This window comes from Skermanella rosea, assembly GCF_016806835.2.
Lineage (GTDB): Bacteria > Pseudomonadota > Alphaproteobacteria > Azospirillales > Azospirillaceae > Skermanella > Skermanella rosea.
The window spans coordinates 1,888,714-1,907,827 of the sequence record NZ_CP086111.1; the positions used below are offsets into that span (position 1 = coordinate 1,888,714).

The window sequence follows — 19,114 nt, forward strand, 5'->3', positions numbered from 1 at the left end:
TATCATGACCTGGAAGACGATGACCCTGACCGGCTGGGGCCGCACCCGCCGGGCCGAAGTCGCCGCCTGCCGGCCGGAGCGCGCTCCCGCCGCGGTGCGGCTGCTTCAGGGCCGGTTCGACCGCGGCATCCTGGCCTACGGGCTGGGCCGGAGCTACGGCGATGCCCCCCTGAACGACGGCGGCCATGTCCTGCTGACCGAGCGGCTGAACCGCATGGTCTCGTTCGACCCGGACGACGGCACCCTGGTGTGCGAGGCCGGCGTCACCTTCGACGACCTGTTCGCCGCCTTCCTGCCCCGGGGCTTCATGCCGCCGACCTCGCCGGGAACATCCTTCGCGACCGTCGGCGGCGCCGTCGCCAACGACGTCCACGGCAAGAACCACGACCGGGTCGGCAGCTTCGGCGACCATGTGCTGTGGCTCGACCTGGTGCTGCCCTCCGGCGAGCAGGTCCGCGTCTCCCCGACCGAGCGGCCCGACCTGTTCGCCGCCACCATCGGCGGCGTCGGGCTGACCGGCGTGATACTCCATGTCTGCTTCCGCCTGCGCCGGGTCGCCTCCGCCTCGGTCGAGGTGCGGGAGCGCCGGATGCCCGACCTGGACGGCTTCATGGCGGGGCTGGCCGAGGCGCGGGAGACCGCCGGCTACAGCGTCGGCTGGATCGACGGCATGGCCCGCGGCGCCGCGATGGGCCGCGGCATCCTGGAAACGGCGGAGACGGCGCCGACGGATCCGGCCGGCACTGCGGCGAAGGCGCCGAGGAAGCGGGCGGTGCCGGTGGACCTGCCCGGCTTCGCGCTGAACCCGTTCAGCATCAACCTGTTCAACCAAGCCTATTACCGGCGCGTGCCGGCCGCCGGGCGGACCCGCACCCTGCCGGTGCGGCAGTTCCTCTATCCGCTCGACGCCATCCACGACTGGAACCGGATCTACGGCAAGCGCGGCTTCTACCAGTTCCAGAACGTGGTTCCCGACGCGGAGGCGCCGGCCGCCCTGCGCAAGCTGCTTGAGGCCATCTCCGACGCCCGGGCCGGTTCCTTCCTGGCGGTCCTCAAGACCCTGGGCGGCGAGGGCAGGGGGCATCTGTCGTTCCCGATGCGGGGCTATACCCTGGCGCTCGACTTCCCCCGGCGCGACGGGGTGGAGGACCTGCTGGCCCGGCTCGCCGCGATCACCCTGGACCATGGCGGCCGCGTCTATCTCGCCAAGGACGCCGTGCTCGACCCCGCCGGCTTCGCCCGCATGTACCCCCGACTGGGAGAGTTCCGCCAAGTGCTCGACAGCATCGATCCCGACCGGCGGATCCAGTCCGACCTGTCCCGCCGCCTGGACATCCGGGGAGCGGTGGCATGAGCGCCCCGACCTGGCTGGTGCTCGGCGCCTCTTCCTCGATCGCCCGCGCCTTCGCGCTGGAGGCGGCGGCCCAGGGCTGCAACGTGATCCTGGCCGGGCGCGACCGCGACGATCTCGACCACGGCGCTTCCGACGTCCGCATCCGCCACAATGTCGCCGTCGCGGTGGTTGACTTCGACGCGGAAGTGGTAGATACCCATGACGCATTCGTGGGAGAAGTGACCGGACTGTCCACGGGCTTCGGCACCGGTCCGTTGAACGTGTTCCTGGCCTTCGGCTTGATGCCGGACCAGTCCGCCATCGACGGCGACCCGGACCAGGCCCAGCGCACCATCATGGCGACATATGCCGGCGCGGTCTCGGTCCTCCACCGCCTTGCCCCGATCCTGGAAAAGCAGGGAAGCGGCCATGTGGTTGCGCTCGGCTCGGTCGCCGGCGACCGCGGGCGGATCAAGAACTACGTCTACGGCTCCGCGAAGGCGGGGCTTCATGCCTATCTGCAAGGGTTGCGCAACCGCCTGTTCCGCTCCGGCGTGACGGTCACCACCGTCAAGCCGGGTTTCATCGACACCACCATGACCTGGGGGATGCCGGGACTGTTCCTGGTCGCCTCGCCGCAAGCCTGCGCCCGCGCCTGCCTGCGCTACGCCGCCAAGGGAGCGGAGGTCCGCTACTTCCCGGCCTTCTGGTGGATCATCATGACGATCATCCGCTCGATCCCGGAACCGATCTTCAAGCGCCTGAGCATTTAGATCCCTGCGGAGGGGCGGCGTCCCGCCGCCCTACGGCCCAATCCTTTCCGGCGTCCCGGGATCGCGGGTCGCCAGCACGTTCAGGCACTCGCCGAAACCGGCGGCACCGTCCCGCGGGGTGCCGTCGGGACCCATGACATGGCAGGCGAAGCCGTGCCCGCGCAGCCGGTCCAGGATCTCGCCGGCGCCGTAGCCGTACCGGGCGGAGTTCCCGTCGAACAACTCGATGTAGACATTCCATGACACGGACAGCACCCGTGCGGCGCCGTCCAGAACGAACTTCTCGAACCCTTCGACATCGATCTTCAGCAGGTCGATCCGCTCCAGCCCGCCCAGCAGGGCGTCCAGCGTGGTCAGCTCGACCGCCACCCCGTCGCCGTCCGCCGACACGAAGTTCATGTCGTCGGCCCGCCGCTGCGAGATCCGGATCGTTCCCGGCTCGGCCCCGACCGCCACGTTGTGGACGGTCACCTGGTCGAAGCCGTTCAGGCGCATGTTCTCCCGCAGGAAGCCCGCGATGGTCGGGTTCGCCTCGATCGCGTGGACGGTGCCGCCGGGTCCGACCCGGGCCGCGGCGGCGGCCGCCAGCGTCCCGACGTTGGCGCCGACATCGACGTATGTCGCCCCGGGGCCGAGCAGGCGGATGACGATCCGCTCGTCCGCCGCCCGCGCGTCCGGGTCGATCCAGTAGGCGCAGGAGACCGACGACGGGAAGAAGCGCAGCCGGTAGCCGTCCTTCGGGATGGTGAAGTGGCGGCACAGCCCGGTTTGCCACAGCAGCCGTCCCGTCAGGTTGCGGACCGGCCTGTCGCCCCGGACCAGTTCGGCCAGCCGGCCGGCATAGCGGGAAAGCGCCATGGCGGGCTCAGTACTCCCACTCGTACAGCACGCCGACCCCGGCGCCCGAGGTCGTGCCCACGTCGGTACGAACCTTCAGGTTGTCGGTGACGTCGATCTCCACCACCACGCGGCTGCCCGCCTCGCCGACCCGCTGTTCCGCCCCGACATAGACGTCGCGGGAGACGTAGCGGCCGGCGGCGACGCCGGCTCCCGCCAGTCCTTCGCCCTCCTCGCCGCTCAGCAGCTCCAGCCGGTCCACGCCCAGCGTGTTCCGCAGGTTGTCCAGGATGCCCGGTCCGCCGCCCACGCCGGCCAGCTGGCCGACGCTCTGGGCGAGCTGCACCGCCTCGATCGCGCTGAGGTCGCTGAACGGCTTGTTGAACAGCACGCGGGCGATCACCTCGTCCTGCGGCAGCTCCGGCGTCGAGGTCAGCTCGATCTTCGGGTTGGACGCCCGGCCGGTCACCGCGACCACCGCCGTGATGTCCTCGGCCTGCGCCTGCGCCGCCACGTCCAGCACCGGATCGGTGCTGCCGTCGCCGACGAAGTCGATGTTCGCCTGCTGGAACTCGAACCGCTTGGTCAGCAGGTCGAGAGTCCCGTTCACCAGCCTCAGCCCGCCGCTGACGATCGGCTCCGCCGCGGTGCCGGTGACCTGGACGTCCGAGGCCAGCTCGACGTTCAGGCCGCGCCCGCGCACGAAGATCTGGTTCTGCGCCTCCACCGTCAGGTCCAGGCGGAGCTGGAACGCGGAAGGAGCATCCTCCGCCGCCCCCGGCGCCGGGGTGTCGGTGGTGCCCGGGCGGTTGATCTCCTCCACCTGGATCTCGACCACGCTGGGGGGAAGCTGTTCCGGCACCTGGATCTCGGCGCGCTCGATCCGCACCGGCCCCTGGAGCAGCGGGTTGTCCAGCGGCCCGGTCAGGCTCAGCAGCGTGTCGAGCCGGACCGTCGCCAGGTCGATCTGGACGAGCTGGGCGTTGCTGGCGCCGACCCGGACGTCGAAGGCCCTGGGATCGGTCGGATCGACATTGACCGACCCGGACGCCTCGACGATGCCGTCGTTCGGCGTCCTGCCGTTGAACTGGTCGATGGTCAGCCGGGTGCCGTCGCCGCGCAGCCGCATCGCGATGTCGCGGATCACGGTCCCGGCCGCCTGGTTCTCGTACCGGCCGTCGTTGAGCGTCGCCAAGCCGCCCAGCTGCGGGTTGCCCAGCGAGCCGCCGAGGTCGAGGTTCACGTCGAGCCGCCCCTGCGCCCGGTCGCCGGTGGTGGCGAGCAGGTCGTTGAAGGTGGCCAGCTCCACGTTGCCGCGCAGCGCCCCGGAGACCGGCGCGTTCATCGGCACCTCGACGGTCAGCGGCTCCTGCCTCAGCACCAGCGGCAGCTCCGCCGCCAGCCTCATGTCGATGCCGTCGCGCTGCCGGGTCACGGCGTTGCCGTCGAGCGCCAGCCGCCCGTTCCGCCAGCGGCCCGTGGTCGAGATGTCGATGCCGCTCAGCCCGGCGGCCTCGCCGCCCTCGACGGTCAGGTTGCTGACCCTCAGGTCCAGGTCGGCGCGGGGGTCGGCGGTGGTCCCGGCGAAGCTGGCATTGCCGTTGAGCTGGCCGTCCAGCCCCAGGCCGGGGGCGGCCAGTTCCGCCAGGGCCAGCGGCACGCGGGTCAGGGTCGCGGACCCCTCGATCGCGTTCCGCACCAGCCCGGCGTCGAGCGCGATGCGCCCCTCGTTGCTGGCGAGCAGCAGGTCGCGGACCTCGTAGCGGTCCGGACCGATCGTCGCGGTCGCCGGATTGACCAGCCGGAACGGCTGTCCGCCATAGGTGCCGTCCAGCCGTTCCAGCCGGAGCCGCTGCAGGTTGCCTTCCTGGCTGAAGCCGCCCGCCAGCGCCACGCGGGCCGGCTGCGCCGGCGCGCCGGCCTGGCCGCTGGTCCGGGCCTGGAACTCCGCCTTGGCCGGCGTGCCGGAGGCCGAGGCGGTCAGGGTCGCGAGGTCGGCGCCGCCGGCCGCGATGCCGGAGCCGTCCAGCTTGGCGTCGAACCGCAGGGCGCCCAGCGCGTCGTCCAGGTCGGCGTTCAGGCTGATCCGGTCGGCGGCCAGCAGCGGGCCCTCGGGACCGGCGACCAGGATGTTCCGGCCCTGGACCGCGGCGGTGGCCGACTGCCGTCCCTGGGGATCGTCCAGCCGGACCTCTATCCTGCCGCTGCCGCCCAGCTTCTGGCCGGCCAGGGGGGAGAAGACGTTGAGGTCGCGCATGTCCCCGGCCAGCCGCCCCGACGCCGTCAGGCGGTCGAGCGCCACCCGGATCGCGCCCGCGATGCGGTTCCGCTCCGCCCCGAGCGAGATGTCGGAAAGGTCGAGCCGCTGGCCTTCCAGCGCGAAGCCGGTGCGGGCGTCCAGAGGCTGCCCGTCCACGATGGCCGACGCGACCAGGGTGCCGCGCGGGGCGCCGGGCACGCGGGTGGCCCGCAGGTCCACATCAGCCGTCGGCACGGTCCGGCCGGCCAGCACGAGGTTCCGGCCGTCCAGGTCGGCGCGCACTTCCAGGGAGTCGAGCGGCCCGGCCGCGGTCCCCTCCAGCGAAGTCGAGCCGGCGATGTCGGTCGCCAGCGGTTCCTTCAGGACGGCGAGGCGCGGCAGGTCGGCACGCCATTTGGCGTCAAGCCGGTTCTCCCGCAGGGCCGCCGCGGCGGTCAGCGCCACGTGCCGGCCGTCGATCTTCAGCCTCGGCATGTCCACCGAGCCGTCGGTCCCGACCGTCACCAGCCCGGCCAGATCGACCTTGTCGCCGGCCAGCGCGTCGGCGGCCGGCGTGCCGGTATCCAGGCCGGTGACGCCGCCGGTCAGGTCGGCGCGCACCAGCGTCTCCCGGTTGCCGCCGCTCAGGTCCGCATGAACCTGCGCGGCACCGGCCAGCGGCGTCCCGGCCACCGCGGACAGGCGGGCCAGCTCGGGCACGGTCAGGTCGACCTTGCCGGCGACGTCCTGGCCGAACTCGCGCACGGTCGCGGTGCCGGTCAGGCTTCCCACCGGCGCGTTCAGGGCCAGTTCGGTCACCTCGACCGTCCGGGCGGCGTCCTGGCTGTTCGCGGCCAGCCGCAGGGTCACGGCGTCCCCCGCCAAGTCGCGCAGAATCGGCTCCAGGGCCGGATCGGTGCTGTTCAGCCCGCGCAGGTCGGCGGTGGCCTCGCCGCGCAGGACCTGTCCGCCTTGTTCCAGGGCGAGGTCGGTCCGCACGCTGGCGGCGCCCGCGACCGGCAGGTCGGGCAGGCGGGCGAGGTCCGGGACGTCCAGAACCACCTGCGCGCCGACGGCCTCGCCCCAGCGCTCGACAAGCGCGGTGGCGCTGGCGGTGCCGGCGGCGGTGTTGGCGCGAAGGTCGGCGACGCGGATCTCGCCCGCGCCGGGCGTCACGACGGCATCGCCCTCGATCGTCACCTCCTGGCCGGCGACCTGGGCGATCCGCGGGTCGGCGGGCGACCGGGGGTTGGTCAGGGTTCCGTTCAGCGTCACGTCGATGGTGGATCCGGGCTGGTCGAGGGGGCCGGAAGGCACCGCTCGGAGCCGCAGCACCGCCCGGTCCAGCGCCGCCTGGGCGGCATCGACGGCCTCGGCCGTCAGGTCGGCCGTGAGGGTGGGCGCCGCGACCGGTCCCTCGGCTGTCCCGGCCAGCCGGACCGACTGCCAGGCGACGTCGGGCGCCAGGGTCCGGAGCGCCGAGTCCGCCCCGGCTTCCAGGGCATAGTCGAGGTCCAGTTCCTGCGGGTCGAACCGGTAGGTGCCGGACAGCTCGGCCGTCCCGGCGGCCAGGGTGACCCGGGCCGGGGAGAGCGTCACCCGGCTGTTGGGATCGATCACGGATTCGGCCGAGAACCCGACCGTCTCGCCGACCAGAGCAGCGGCTTGGGGGTCGAGCAGGCGGGCGAAGGCGGTGTCGCCGCGGATCGTCATCCCGTAACCCCGGACGCCGTCCGCCACGTCCACGCCGCGGATCGTCGCATCGGCGCCGATCCGGGCGACATCGCCGGCATTGCCGTCCAGCCGGCCTTCCCAGCCGGACAGGGGGCCGGAACCCCGCAGCGCGACGTTGACCGGCGGCAGTCCCGGAATGTCGGCGGCCCGCGCGATCACGCCGCCCTCCGGCTCCTCGGCCGTCAGGTCCAGGTCGAGCAGGTTGGTGTCCGGCGCGTAGTTGAGCGCCAGCTTGCCGCGGCCGGGCCTGTCCAGCCGCTCTATGTTCAGGTCGGCACCGAGCCCGGCGTCGCCCCGGCCGAGCCGGGCGCTGCCGTTGATGCCCAGCGTCGCCGCTTCGCCGCCCAGGACGGGGGCGCCCAGGTGCAGCTCGCCGACCGCCAGATGTTGCAGGTCCAGGCCGACCGGCAGGTCGGGGATTTGGGGCAGGGAGAAGGGCTCGTCGCTGGGCGGTTCCTCGGGCTGCCCCGCCGGCAGCCGCTCCACGTCCATCCGGTTGACGTCCAAGCCCGATATCCGGAACTCCCGGCGGAACAGGGCACCGGCGGCCCAGTCCAGCTTGGCTTGGTCGACCTTCAGCCAGACGCCCTCGTCGTCGGCGATGGCGAGGTCGTACAGGGTCACGTCCAGGCTCCAGCTGGAGCTGACCCGGCCGATCGTCACGGTCCGGCCGGGACCGCTCAGCAGGTTCTGGATCTGGCGGGTGATCCATCCGGGATCCTGCTGCCCGGACTCCTCCTGGGCGGTGACGGCGATCGGCGCGCTTGCGAACAACCCCACCAGCAGCAGCGCCGCACCCCACCGACGAACCAGACCTTCCATGAATTCCCGCCTTGCCATAGCTCCGGATCCCAGGGCGAAACACCCCAGGGGAACAGATGTGCCTTCCAAGATGCCGCGGACCAGGTTCCCGGGACGATCCGAACGCGTGCCCCCGATCCCGAAAGGGGCCGGAAACAAAGCCATCGCTGCACGTTTACGGGGTCGGAGAACGGTATCAGGTCCTTGGGATAAAGCATGACACGTCCGTTCCGGATCCTCACCATGGTAATGGCGATCAGCATGTGCGCAGGCTTCGCATCAGCCTCCATCGCGGCGGAGCCGCGGGCCTATGACGGCATCGTCGTGTTCGGCGACAGCCTTTCCGACACCGGCAACGCGGCCGGCGCGCGGTTCAGCAACGGACCCGTCTGGGTCGAGCATCTGGCAAGCCATTTCAGCCTTCCGGTCGAGCCGGCGATCTCCGGCGGGACCAACTACGCGGTCGGCGGCGCGCGCGCCCACGATCCGGGCAGCCCCTACAATCTGCGCGTCCAGGCCGATCGGTACCTGGCGGAGGAGCCGGACCGGAAGACCGTCGGCCGGACCCTGTTCATCGTCTATGGCGGCGCCAACGACCTGCTGGCCGCCGTGTCGGGCCAGGATCCCGTCGTCCTGGCGACGAATGCGGTCCGGGTGCTCGGCGGCATCGTCGACGACCTCGCCTCGGCAGGGGCCGGCACCATCCTGATGCCGAACCTGCCGGACCTCGCGAAGGTCCCGGCCGTGCGGCAGTTCGGCCCGACGGTCGGCCGGATCGCCAGCCAGGTGACGGAGGGGTTCAACCTGGCGCTCGACCGGCTGCTGGCCGGCATCGAGGCGCGCCACGGCATGCGGATCATCCGCCTGGACGTCCACGGCCTGGTCGAGCGGGTCTTCAGGGACCCGCGGCTCCTCGGGAAGCCGGGCGTCAACCTGACCGACCCCTGCGCCTGGGGCGGACGGACCTGTTCCGACCCGGACCGGCACATCTTCTGGGACCAGGTCCATCCGACCGCCTTCGGCCATGCCCGGCTCGCCGGCGCGGCGCTCGACGTGCTGGCCGGGAAGGGACGCCGGTGACCTGACATGGAAAAGGTCGTCATCGCCGAGGAACCGGGGTCGCGCATCCCCAACTGGCTGCGGATCGTGATCTGGGGGCTGGTGATCGCGCTCGGCATCGGGCTGATCGCCGTCCTGGGACGGACGCTGGTTCCCTTCGTGGTCGGTGCCGGCCTCGCCTTCACGTTCGACCCGCTGGCCGGCTGGCTCGGCCGGAAAGGCGTCCGGCGCGGCTGGGCCGCCTTCCTGGTGACGCTGCTCACCTTCGGCATCCTCGCCGGGATCCTGGCGCTGCTGCTGCCGGTGCTGCTGGAGCAGGCGAGCGACCTGGCGGACCGCCTCCCGGACCTGCTCGCCCGCGTCCGCGCCATGCTGACCGGCGCCGCCGCCCAGGTGCCGGGGGCGGAGGTGCTGAACGACACCGACCTGCTGCGCCGGATCGCCCAGCGGACGGCGGAATGGGTGCAGCAGTCGGCCGGCGACCTTCTGGGCTTCGCCGCCACCCTGTTCGACATAGCGCTCCTGCTGGTCCTGACCCCGGTCGTCACCTTCTATCTTCTGCGCGACTGGAACCCGGTGGTGCGCCAGATCCGCCGGCTGGTGCCGCGCCAGTCCCGGGCGGTCGTCTTCGAGCTGGTGGGGGAGATGACCGACCGGCTCGCCGGGTTCCTGCGCGGCATGGCGCTGAGCGCCGCGATCCAGGCGGTGATCCACTCGGTCGGGCTCTACCTGGTCGGGCTCAACTTCGCGATCCTGATCGGCGTGCTGACCGGGCTGCTGGTCTTCGTCCCGGTGGTCGGCAACCTGGTCATGCTGATCGCCGCCGTCACGGTGGCGCTGGTCCAGTTCGACGGCTGGCTGGAGCCGTTCCTGGTCGTGCTGATCTATGCCGGGAGCAACGTGCTGGAGACCAGCGTGCTGGAGCCCGTGCTGGTCGGCAATCGGACCAACCTTCACCCGGTCTGGGTGATCTTCGCGCTGCTGGTCGGCGGCAGCCTGTTCGGCCTGATCGGCGCGCTGCTGGCGCTCCCGGCGGCCACGGTGATCGCCGTGCTGATCCGCTACGCGGTCGACCGCTACACCCACAGCAGGCCGTACGAGGAGTTCTGAACCCGGGGGTCAGAACGACTCCACCTCGACGATCCAGCAGTCCAGCATGCGCTGGGCCAGCGCCACGCAGACATTGTTGACGCCGGTCCGGTCCAGCGGGCCGAACGCCAGCGCGAACGCCATGCCGTCCTTCCCCATCGTCGGGTAGATGAAGTGCGCGTAGGGGGCGTATTGCGGGCCGGCGGCGGCGACGAAGCCGGTCCAGCCGTTCTCCGCCTCCACGGGCGTCAGGAACTCGCCGACGCGCGCCGCGTAGAAGGTCCGGGGCGGGCCGCTGCCCGTGAAGTCGTAGTCGTGGACGCCGATGATCGGCAGCAGCAGGTCGGGCGGCAGCGTGATGCTGGCGATCGAGTCCGACGCCATGCGCGCCTTGCCGCCCTGGACGTCGAGCAGGCCCAGCACGGCGCCGCGCTCCAGCTTGGTCTCCCGCTTCTTGCCGTCCTTGATCTCCGTGCCCGAGGCATTTCCCGCCAGCACGTGGGTGCCGCGCAGGGTGCCGTCGGGGAAGGTCCAGCGCTGCCGCCCGACCACGGCGGCCCGGCTCGCGACCGTGCGCGCGACGAAGATGCTGTCGAGGCTGTCGCTCGGCACGTAGCCCACGTCCCGGCCGCCCAGCCCGATCTGCGTCCAGGAGGTGCGGCGCGGGGTGCCGAACGCCGCGACGGTCTTGCCGCGGGGCAGCGTCATCACGACGCGGCTCGCCTCGTCCGGCGAGACGCGGACCTCCACGTCGCGGTTCAGGATCGTCTCGCCGACCTGGGGAGCGCCGAGATTGGGTCCCCCCTGCGCACGGCCGGGAACCGGCGCACAGAGCAGGAGGGCCGATACCAGGGCCGGCAGAAGGAGCCGGGCGGCCCGCGGCTTAGGCAGAATCTTCATCGCCATCCCCCCGGCATCGGGCAAGTCCTGCCGCGACGTTCCGTCCAAACTGCGTAAAAGGCCCGGAAATCCGCCATTGGCACGGGGCTTGCCATTCCTGGTCACGAACCTGCCCCCCAGAGACCGCACCGTCGGAGACCGCCATGCGTGCAGCGCTGAACACAGGAATGATCGTCGCCTCCCTTGCCGCCGTGCTCGGCTGGAGCAGCCCCGCCCAGGCTTCCGCCTGCGCGGCGGGCGGCGCGGAACCGGACCCCGTCGCCCTGTTCGAGGCGGTGGCGCCGGCCGTTGTGACCATCGAATCCGCCAGCGACGGCGCGAAGACGGTCGGCACCGGGTTCCTGTGGGACCGCGCCGGCCACGTGGTGACCAACGAACATGTGATCCGGCCCGGCCGGCAGCTGACCGTCAGATTCGCCGACGGCCGTACCGTCCGGCCGGCCATGATCGCGGTCGCCGCAGACCTGGACATCGCGGTCCTGCAGGTCGATGCCGCCGCCGCGCCGGCCTCGGTGTCCCGCGGCTCGTCCCGGTCGCTGAAGGTCGGGCAGGGGGTCTTCGCCATCGGCAATCCGTACGGGATCGGCGTCAGCCTGAGCCGCGGCATCATCAGCGGCCTCGACCGGCCGGTCGAGCTCGGCGCCGGCAAGCGCATCGACAAGGCGATCCAGACCGACGCCAGCCTGGACCCCGGCAATTCCGGCGGCCCGCTGCTCGATTCCCGCGGCTGCCTGATCGGCATGGCGACCGCCGTGGTCGCGGCGCCCGCCGGCCTGTCCCGCGTCGGCTTCGCGGTTCCCGTGGACCTGCTGGAGCGAACGCTCGCCGGCCTGATCGGCGGCGCCGGCAGGGTCGCGGACAAGGTCGATGGAAAGGCGGCGGTTCCCGGCACCCGGAACGAGCTGGGCATCATGGCCGAGGATGCCGCGCCAGGGGTGCGGGTCGTCAGCGTGGCGCCGGGGTCGCGCGCCGCCGCCCTGGGCGCCAAGCCGGGCGATATCATCACCCATGCCGGTGACCGGCCGGTCGCCGGGGTCGCCGACCTGACCGCCCGGTTGAAGCACCAGGGGCCGGACGGCGTGCGCCTGACCTTCCAGCGGGGCAAGACCTCGCGCACGGTCGAGGTCCTGCTGACGTCGGCCGGCTCGTGACCGGGCAGGGCGACCGGCCCGGCGGTCACGGGGCGGGCTCCCGCAGGACGACGGTCGGGAGCCGGACGGTGAAGACGATCGGTTCGGTGCCCGCAAGCTCCTCCAGCGTCGGTTCCGGTGCGGCCCGGGGGGTCGCGGGCGCCTCCTCGGGACCGAACACGGTGATGGGGACCACGGCGGTATAGCCGTCCCGGGCCGGAGGCGCGGGAGGCGCCGCCGGGGGAGGGGGAGGCGGAGCCGGAGGTGCCGCCACCGTCGCCGTCATCGTCCCGCCCGGCTTGCGCCGAGGGGGCGGTGGCCAGAAGATCGGCGGCTGATAGGGCGTGACCTTGGCGACGGCGGGAAGCATCGGAGCCGCAGGCGCCAAGGCGTCTCCCTGCAGGTCCGGCGGCGGCAGCGGCTTCGGCGGCAATGGGGGAACCGATGCGGTCAGCCGCCCTTTTCCCGGCGCCGGGATCGAGTAGCGAGCCGGGGTGATGCCCGACGCGACGGAGCCGGAACCGGGCGGCGCCGGCTGCTGGGCGGAGACGGCCTGGACGCTTCCCAGCAGCAGGACTGCCGCGACCCGCGCAGCGGTAGGAAACCGGGGCAGGCTCATTCGGCCGCCGCGGATTTCGGCAGGTCCGCCGGGAGCAGGCGCGGCGCGTGGGTCACCGGATCGATCACGACCCGCAGGATGCCGTCCTCGCCGATCTGAGTCTGCACCGGCCTGCCCGTCGCCGGGTCGAAGGGGCCTTCCGTGTTGCCGGTTCTGGGATCGGTGCGGAAATTGACGGCGATGCTGTCGGGCGGCTGGCCGCCGGGGCGGAGAGTCTCGCAGCCGGCCAGCAGCACCAGCGACAGCGACGCGGCGAACGCTCGCCCGCCGGCTCGCCGGGACGACCGTCCCAAGCCGCCGCCTGCCGACCATTTGCCAGTAGCCTTGTGCGAAACCAACGAGTCCATCCAGTCGATATGGTACCCCTGCCGCCGGGTCGGCCGGGCGGAACCATGATGTCCGGCAGTGGTTTGCTTTCCGTTACTCGAAGGGAACCAAGATGGAATACGTGAACCTCAAGGGGGTGCGGGTGCCCGCGCTCGGCCTCGGAACCTGGCAGCTGTCGGGCGCGCAGTGCGCCGACGTGGTCCGGGCCGGTCTCGCGATGGGGTATCGCCATGTCGATACCGCGCAGGCCTACAACAACGAGGAGCAGGTCGGCGAGGCGCTGGCCGACTCGGGCATCCCTCGCGACGACATCTTCCTGACCACGAAGGTCTGGTACGAGCGCATCGGCGACGGCGAACTCCAGCGCTCGGTCGACGAAAGCCTGAAGAAGCTGCGGACCGACCATGTCGACCTGCTGCTGATCCACTGGCCCAACCCCAAGTTCCCCCTCGGCGAGAGCCTGAAGGCGCTGACGGACGTCAAGTCCGCGGGCAAGGCGCGCAACATCGGCGTCAGCAACTTCCCGACCGCCATGCTGAAGGACGCGGTCGAGCGGCACAAGGCCGACCTGCTGTGCGATCAGGTCGAGTACCATCCCTTCCTGTCGCAGCGGCCGGTGCTGGAGTTCGCCCGCGCCCACGACATGATGGTGACGGCGTACAGCCCGATCGCCCGCGGTGAGGCCGCGACCCATCCCGTCCTGACCCGGATCGGGGAGAAGCACGGCAAGTCGGCCGTCCAGGTTACTCTGCGCTGGCTGATCGACCAGTCCAACGTCGCGGCGATTCCCAAGGCCAGCGGCGAGAAGCACCTGAGGAGCAACTTCGAGATCTTCGATTTCAAGCTGAGCGACGACGAACGGGCCGAGATCGACGCGCTGCGGGGCGACCGCCGGCTGATCAATCCCGGTTGGGCGCCAGCGTGGGACGCCGCCTGACTTAATGGTCCCGCACAGTGTTTCTGATGACGTTCGGCGGAGCGGAGTGCGGTAGGTCGGCCTTCGCCCGTCAGGGCGAACGCCGACGCCCTGGTCAACGCTCCGGCCACGCTGTCGGCGTCGGCCTTCGGCCGAGGCCGACCTACGATAAATCAATCAAGAACGCTTTGCCGAGCCGCTAGTGGAAGACGGTCCTGGGCGGCGGCTCCGTCTGCTCCAGGCGGACGGCGATGGGGCTGGCCTGGTGGTGAACCATCCGCCAGGCGCCGCCCTCGTTCACGAAGATGTTGGTGGCGGCGAGCACGCCGCCCTCCAGTACCTCTTCGCAGATCACCACGGCGACGTCGCCGTAGATGAAGGCATTGTCATTGCGGCTGAAGGCCTTCGGCGTCGCAGGGTTCCTCATGATGTCCCGCAGGCTCGTCAGGACCAGCGTGCGATCGACCAGCGGCGCCCAGCCGGGATGGATGCACAGGACCGGCGCCGCCTGTGCCCACAGCATTTCCATCGCCGCGAAGTCCCGGCTGGAGAAGGCGTGGTAGAAGGCGCGGTTGGCGGCCAGCGCGTCGTCCAGGGTCGGGCCGGCCGCCGCTGAAGTGATAGTCGGGCGAGGGGCCATGGCGGTCGCTTCCGGTAGGAGAGGTGTCGTCCGCCAGCCTACCCCATTCAGATGTCTTCGGCGAGTCTGAAGCCGGAGAACTGCCACCGGGCCGACGGCGGGAAGAAGTTGCGGTACGTCGCCCTGACATGGTCGGACGGCGTGACGCAGGAGCCGCCGCGCAGGACCATCTGGTTGCACATGAACTTGCCGTTGTATTCGCCGACCGCGCCCGGCGGGGCCTTGAAGCCGGGATAGGGCGAGTAGGGGCTGGCGGTCCATTCCCAGACATCGCCGAACATCTGCCAGGGACCCATCCCGGCGCAGGGCGAGGCCGTCGGGTGCAGGGTGCCGCATTCCATCAGGTTGCCGTCGACCTGCTGGGTCCGGCCGAACAGCTCCCACTCGGCTTCGGTCGGAAGCCGCTTGCCGGCCCAGGCGGCATAGGCCGCGGCCTCGTAGAAGCTGACGTGGCAGACGGGGTCGGAGTCCACCAGCGGGCGAAGCCCGGCCAGCGTGAAGACATGCCAGTCGCCGTGCTGCTTCTGCCAGTACAGCGGCGCCCGCCATTGCTGCGCCTCGACCTCGTTCCAGCCGTCGGACAGCCAGTATTTCGGCTTGTCGTAGCCGCCGGCCTCGATGAACTCCCGGTACTCGCCGCAGGTCACCGGCCGCCCGGCGAAGCGGAAGGGCTGGACGTAGGTGTGGTGCCTCGGCGTCTCGTTGTCGAAGCAGAAGCCCGTGGCGTCGGAGTCGCAGCCGGTCTGGACGAGCCCGCCGGCATGCTCGAACCATTTCTGGGGCGCCGTGGTCGCGCCCGGCTGGTTCTGGGCGGACTGGTACGCCGGAAGCAGCGGGTTGGACCAGAAGACATGCTTGATGTCGGTCAGGATCAGTTCCTGGTGCTGCTGCTCGTGGTTGAAGCCCAGCGTCAGGATCTTCGACAATTCGTCCAGCGTGTCGTCCGGAACCTGGCGGATCAGCCGGAGGCAGGCGGCGTTGACATGGTCGCGGTAACGCTGGACCTCGTCCCAGCTCGGCCGCGACAGCATGCCGCGGTGTGGGCGCGGATGGCGGCTGCCGAGATTATTGTAGTAGGAATTGAAAAGGTAGCCGAACCGTTCGTCGAACGCCGTGTAGCCCTGGGCATAACGGTTCAGCACGAAGACTTCGAAGAACCACGTGGTGTGGGCGAGATGCCATTTGGTAGGGCTGACATCGGGCATCGACTGGATGATCTGGTCTTCGGGGGTCAGCGGGGCGGCCAGCCCCACCGTACGGCCGCGAACCCGCATGAACCGGCGGACCAGCCGTTCGCGCACACTCGGGGCGGCTGCGAGTTCGATGACGTCCTGCATGGCCTCGATCATCTTCTTTATCCTCCGGCGCGTCAGCATGTTCGCCATTAAGTAATCTGATGGCGCGCATGAATTTGGGAGATGGAACACCCCTTCCGGGGATTGGGTCAGCATCTCCGAGGGGGCTATGCCGAAGGAGTACCTGCCGAGGTGTCTGTTTCCAAAGGAGGGCATATGCCTTGCGGTGTCGTGCCACCCGCCGGCTGCACGTAAAAGTTAGGCATTCATGAATGCCGTCATTCATACGCCGCGATGCTGCGTTGCAGCAAACAGGGATGGTGCGAGCCCTGAGAATGCTTAGATTCGGAGCGTCTGAACCGAGCTTTGGGACTTCGCATCATGGTCATCCTCTCTCTTTGCGGTGACAAGTACAATCACCCCAGCGAAAAGCTGGAAGATCTCACCCCGCTGGATCGCGCCTGGAAGCGCGTGATGGCGCGCATCCGGCACTTCGGCCAACACCGCGCCGACGCCCCTGCCGTTTCCGCACCCCCGCGGACGGCCCGCACCGCAGCCTGATCCGGCTGCCCGTCCGGCCCGTGCCGGACGAAACCGATCGATGAAGAGGGCCGGACGTTCAGTCGCCGGCCCCGGCGGTCTGGAACATGGCAAGGGTTTCCGGCCCGAGCCATGTCGCGAGCGATCCGCCGCAGACCATCCCGGCCACGAAGATCGCCGCCGCCAGCGCCAATTGCCGGACACGCCCGCCCCGCCGGTCGCCGCCGGTCGCGTCGATCTCCGAGCCGCCGGCCCCCGGCTTTTCCGGATCGGCACCCCCCGCATCCCCCTCGCCATCAGGCGCCAGAGTGGTGAACTCCGGCTTCGCCAGGGTTTCCGTGATCGTCCGGGTCATGTCGTCGAACGAGAATTCGGCGTCCGGCAGACGGCGGTGGCGGTGGATCCGGCCCAGCAGTTCGGCGGTCAGGAATATATAGTCCTGGGTCGAATGGGTGCCGCGGTTGAACAGGGTCGAGGGCGCCCGCTTGACCTCCGCCTTCAGGATTTCCGGATCGAAGCGGATGCGGTTCCGGTACAGCAGGCCGGAGAACTGGCTTCCCAGGTCCTTCAGCGTCTGCTGGTCCCGGCGGGTCCCCTCGAACAGCGATACCAGGATCCCATTGACCACGAGGCCGGGGCTGAGGCCGCCGCGCAGCGCGTTCACCGTCTCCACCGTCCGCTGCACGCCTTGGATCGAGAAGGCGCCCGACGTGGTCGGAATCAGCACGCTGTCCGCCGCGATCAGGGCGCTGAGTGACAGCAGGCCCATGGCCGGAGGGCAGTCGATCACGACGAAGTCGAACCGGTCCTCGGAGAACGTCAGGTAACGCTTCAGCCCGTGGTTGGGCCTGACCCGGTCGTCCAGCCCGGTCTCAAGCAGCGTCAACGCCCGCGTGGACGGGATGATCCACAGGTTCTGCACCACGGTCTCGTGCAGCGCGTCCTCGATCACCGCCTGCTTGCGGATGACATCCACCAGGTTCGGCGACGCGCCCGTGCGCGACAGGACGGTGGTGCTGCTCTGCTGCGGGTCGATGTCGACCAGCAGGCAACGATATCCCGCCGCGGCCAGGCACACGGAAAGGTTAAGCGAAACCGTGGTCTTTCCCACGCCGCCCTTGTGGTTGTAGATGGCGATCGTATGGGTCGGCGAGGTTCGCGGCGAGGCGTTCGGGCTCGATGTCATCAACAGGGTTCCGGAAGGGCGCCTTCAGGCAACACGGGCGGCTGCGGTTTCGTACCGAAGGTTTAACCCGTGCAGCCGGATTGGGCAACATCCCGCCGAACGATTTACCCATAAAGTCACGGAGCCGCCTTGATGCGGCTCCGCCCGTCAATCCGCCTGTGCCTTCCGCGGCATGAAGCCGCGGGCGGGGTTGTAGCCGTAGATGGCGGCGGCCAGGAACACCGCCAGGGCAAGCGCCGTCCAGCCCAGCGACTCCCAGTTGACCTGCACGTAGAGGGCGAACCGGATCAGTTCGACCGCGTGGGTGAAAGGGTTGGCGGCGCAGATCTGGTAGAGCAGCACGCTGGACTCCTGCATCTTCCACAGCGGATAGAGCGCCGAGGACAGGAAGAAGGTTGGGAAGATCACGAAGTTCATGACGCCCGCGAAGTTCTCCAGCTGCTTGATGGTCGAGGACAGCAGCATGCCGACGGCTCCCAGCATCAGCCCGCTGACGACCAGGGCCGGCAGCGCCGTCAGGTATCCCAGGGGCGGCAGCACGATGTCGAAGGCGGCGGCGATCGCCAGGAAGGCATAGACCTGGAGGATCGAGACGGCGGTTCCGGCCAGCAGCTTGGCCGTCAGCAGGAACCAGCGGGGCAGGGGGCTGACCAGCAGCGTCCGCATGCTGCCCATCTCCCGGTCGTAGACCATCGACAGCGAGCTCTGCATCCCGTTGAACAGCTGGATCATGCCGACCAGGCCCGGGACGATGTAGGTCTCGTAGGTGATGTAGGTCTCGTACGGCGGGATGATCGAGAGGCCGAGCGCCGCCCTGAAGCCCGCCGCGAACACCAGGAGCCAGACCAGCGGGCGGACCAGGGCCGCCAGGAAGCGTTCGCGCTGGTGCAGGAACCGCAGCACCTCGCGGGTCACGATGCCGTTGAGGGCGCGCCAGTAATGCAGGTTCATGCCGCCACCTGGTTGATCAGCCGGTGGAAGGTCTGGGTCAGGTTTGCCGAGGCGTTGGTCCGGTTGACCTCGCTGACGCTGCCGTCGGCCAGGATGCGGCCCTTGTGGATCACGACCACCCGGTCGTCGGCATGCACCTCGTCGATCAGGTGGGTCGCCCACAGCACCGCCATCCCCTGGGTCCGGCACAGGTCGTGGACATGCTCGACGATGCCGCGGCGCGCCGGGACGTCCAGCCCCACCGTGGGCTCGTCCAGCACCAGCAGGTCCGGCCGGTGGAGCAACGCCCGCGCCAGTTCGACCCGGCGCCGGTGGCCGCCGTTCAGCTGGCGCACCTTCTCGCCCTCCCGCTCGCCCATGTCCAGGCGCTCCAGCGCATCGTCGATGCGGTCGGCGGCGTCGCGCCGCCCGATGCCGTGCAGGGCCGCGAAATAGTGCAGGTTCTGGCGGACGGTCAGGTCGAGGTCCAGCGTGGGCTGCTGGAACACGACGCCCATCCGGGCCAGCGCGCGGGTCGGCTGGTCGCGCAGCGCGATCCCGCAGACGCGGATGGACCCGCGGGGCGCCTCGAACAGGCGGGTGATCAGGGAGAACAGCGTCGTCTTGCCCGCGCCGTTCGGCCCCAGCAGGGCGGTGAACTCGCCCTCGTTCACACGGAAGGATACGTCGTCCAGGGCGAAGCCTCGGCCATAGCCGTAGCTGAGCCCTTCGATCTCCAATGCGGGTGCGGTCATCTATCCCTTGC

The 19,114-nt window shown here is 70.3% G+C and carries 17 protein-coding genes; 7 read left to right on the plus strand and 10 right to left on the minus strand.

Features of this window, described 5'->3' with window-relative positions; all coding sequences use genetic code 11:
- The first annotated feature begins 4 nt into the window (after positions 1-4).
- Together JL101_RS08680 and JL101_RS08685 are read left to right on the plus strand one after the other, a co-directional pair.
- Positions 5-1,354 carry an FAD-binding oxidoreductase gene (locus tag JL101_RS08680; RefSeq protein WP_203099839.1) on the plus strand — a complete coding sequence of 450 codons (1,350 nt, stop codon included), beginning with the start codon at positions 5-7 and terminating at the stop codon, positions 1,352-1,354.
- The gene (locus JL101_RS08685) at positions 1,351-2,106 is read left to right on the plus strand and encodes an SDR family NAD(P)-dependent oxidoreductase (RefSeq protein WP_203099841.1); all 756 of its coding nucleotides are present in this window, start codon (positions 1,351-1,353) and stop codon (positions 2,104-2,106) included. The genes JL101_RS08680 and JL101_RS08685 overlap by 4 nt, the downstream gene beginning before the upstream one ends.
- Before the next feature lie 30 nt (positions 2,107-2,136).
- Here JL101_RS08685 and JL101_RS08690 read toward each other — a convergent pair whose 3' ends face one another.
- Together JL101_RS08690 and JL101_RS08695 are read right to left on the minus strand one after the other, a co-directional pair.
- Positions 2,137-2,964 (minus strand): FkbM family methyltransferase, encoded by an 828-nt coding sequence (locus JL101_RS08690; protein WP_203099843.1) that lies wholly within the window; start codon positions 2,962-2,964, stop codon positions 2,137-2,139.
- 7 nt (positions 2,965-2,971) lie between these two features.
- Entirely contained in the window at positions 2,972-7,738 is a 4,767-nt protein-coding gene (locus JL101_RS08695) for a translocation/assembly module TamB domain-containing protein (protein WP_203099845.1), read from the minus strand.
- A 195-nt stretch (positions 7,739-7,933) separates the two neighbouring features.
- On the opposite strand from JL101_RS08695, the gene JL101_RS08700 reads away from it, so the two are divergent.
- Positions 7,934-8,797 carry an SGNH/GDSL hydrolase family protein gene (locus JL101_RS08700; RefSeq protein ID WP_203099847.1) on the plus strand — a complete coding sequence of 288 codons (864 nt, stop codon included), beginning with the start codon at positions 7,934-7,936 and terminating at the stop codon, positions 8,795-8,797.
- A 6-nt stretch (positions 8,798-8,803) separates the two neighbouring features.
- A complete protein-coding gene (locus tag JL101_RS08705; protein ID WP_203099849.1) occupies positions 8,804-9,886 on the plus strand; it encodes an AI-2E family transporter in 1,083 nt (360 codons plus the stop codon).
- Between the two features lie 9 nt (positions 9,887-9,895).
- On the opposite strand, the gene JL101_RS08710 is transcribed toward JL101_RS08705, so the two are convergent.
- Positions 9,896-10,765: an SH3 domain-containing protein gene (locus JL101_RS08710; protein WP_203099852.1), complete on the minus strand. Its 870-nt coding sequence runs from the start codon at positions 10,763-10,765 to the stop codon at positions 9,896-9,898.
- 143 nt (positions 10,766-10,908) lie between these two features.
- Here JL101_RS08710 and JL101_RS08715 point away from each other — a divergent pair, with 143 nt between their 5' ends.
- Positions 10,909-11,916, plus strand: a complete 1,008-nt coding sequence (locus JL101_RS08715; RefSeq protein ID WP_203099854.1) for a S1C family serine protease — start codon at positions 10,909-10,911, stop codon at positions 11,914-11,916.
- A gap of 25 nt (positions 11,917-11,941) precedes the next feature.
- On the opposite strand, the gene JL101_RS08720 is transcribed toward JL101_RS08715, so the two are convergent.
- Positions 11,942-12,514 (minus strand): hypothetical protein, encoded by a 573-nt coding sequence (locus tag JL101_RS08720; RefSeq protein WP_203099856.1) that lies wholly within the window; start codon positions 12,512-12,514, stop codon positions 11,942-11,944.
- Positions 12,511-12,807, minus strand: a complete 297-nt coding sequence (locus JL101_RS08725; RefSeq protein ID WP_203099858.1) for a hypothetical protein — start codon at positions 12,805-12,807, stop codon at positions 12,511-12,513. The genes JL101_RS08720 and JL101_RS08725 overlap by 4 nt, the downstream gene beginning before the upstream one ends.
- A gap of 146 nt (positions 12,808-12,953) precedes the next feature.
- On the opposite strand from JL101_RS08725, the gene JL101_RS08730 reads away from it, so the two are divergent.
- The gene (locus JL101_RS08730) at positions 12,954-13,778 is read left to right on the plus strand and encodes an aldo/keto reductase (RefSeq protein WP_203099860.1); all 825 of its coding nucleotides are present in this window, start codon (positions 12,954-12,956) and stop codon (positions 13,776-13,778) included.
- Between the two features lie 178 nt (positions 13,779-13,956).
- On the opposite strand, the gene JL101_RS08735 is transcribed toward JL101_RS08730, so the two are convergent.
- The gene (locus tag JL101_RS08735; protein WP_203099862.1) at positions 13,957-14,397 is read right to left on the minus strand and encodes a nuclear transport factor 2 family protein; all 441 of its coding nucleotides are present in this window, start codon (positions 14,395-14,397) and stop codon (positions 13,957-13,959) included.
- 47 nt (positions 14,398-14,444) lie between these two features.
- Positions 14,445-15,746 carry an ergothioneine biosynthesis protein EgtB gene (gene egtB / locus JL101_RS08740; RefSeq protein ID WP_228435362.1) on the minus strand — a complete coding sequence of 434 codons (1,302 nt, stop codon included), beginning with the start codon at positions 15,744-15,746 and terminating at the stop codon, positions 14,445-14,447.
- A 327-nt stretch (positions 15,747-16,073) separates the two neighbouring features.
- On the opposite strand from egtB, the gene JL101_RS08745 reads away from it, so the two are divergent.
- Positions 16,074-16,253: a hypothetical protein gene (locus JL101_RS08745; protein ID WP_203099864.1), complete on the plus strand. Its 180-nt coding sequence runs from the start codon at positions 16,074-16,076 to the stop codon at positions 16,251-16,253.
- Positions 16,254-16,311: 58 nt separating this feature from the next.
- On the opposite strand, the gene JL101_RS08750 is transcribed toward JL101_RS08745, so the two are convergent.
- The 3 genes from JL101_RS08750 to JL101_RS08760 form a co-directional block, all read right to left on the minus strand.
- Positions 16,312-17,418: a ParA family protein gene (locus JL101_RS08750; protein WP_203099866.1), complete on the minus strand. Its 1,107-nt coding sequence runs from the start codon at positions 17,416-17,418 to the stop codon at positions 16,312-16,314.
- 147 nt (positions 17,419-17,565) lie between these two features.
- Entirely contained in the window at positions 17,566-18,369 is an 804-nt protein-coding gene (locus JL101_RS08755; RefSeq protein WP_203099868.1) for an ABC transporter permease, read from the minus strand.
- On the minus strand, positions 18,366-19,103 hold the full coding sequence (locus JL101_RS08760) for an ABC transporter ATP-binding protein (protein WP_203099870.1): 738 nt from the start codon (positions 19,101-19,103) through the stop codon (positions 18,366-18,368). Before JL101_RS08760 ends, JL101_RS08755 begins: the two co-directional genes overlap by 4 nt.
- Positions 19,104-19,114: the final 11 nt, after the last annotated feature.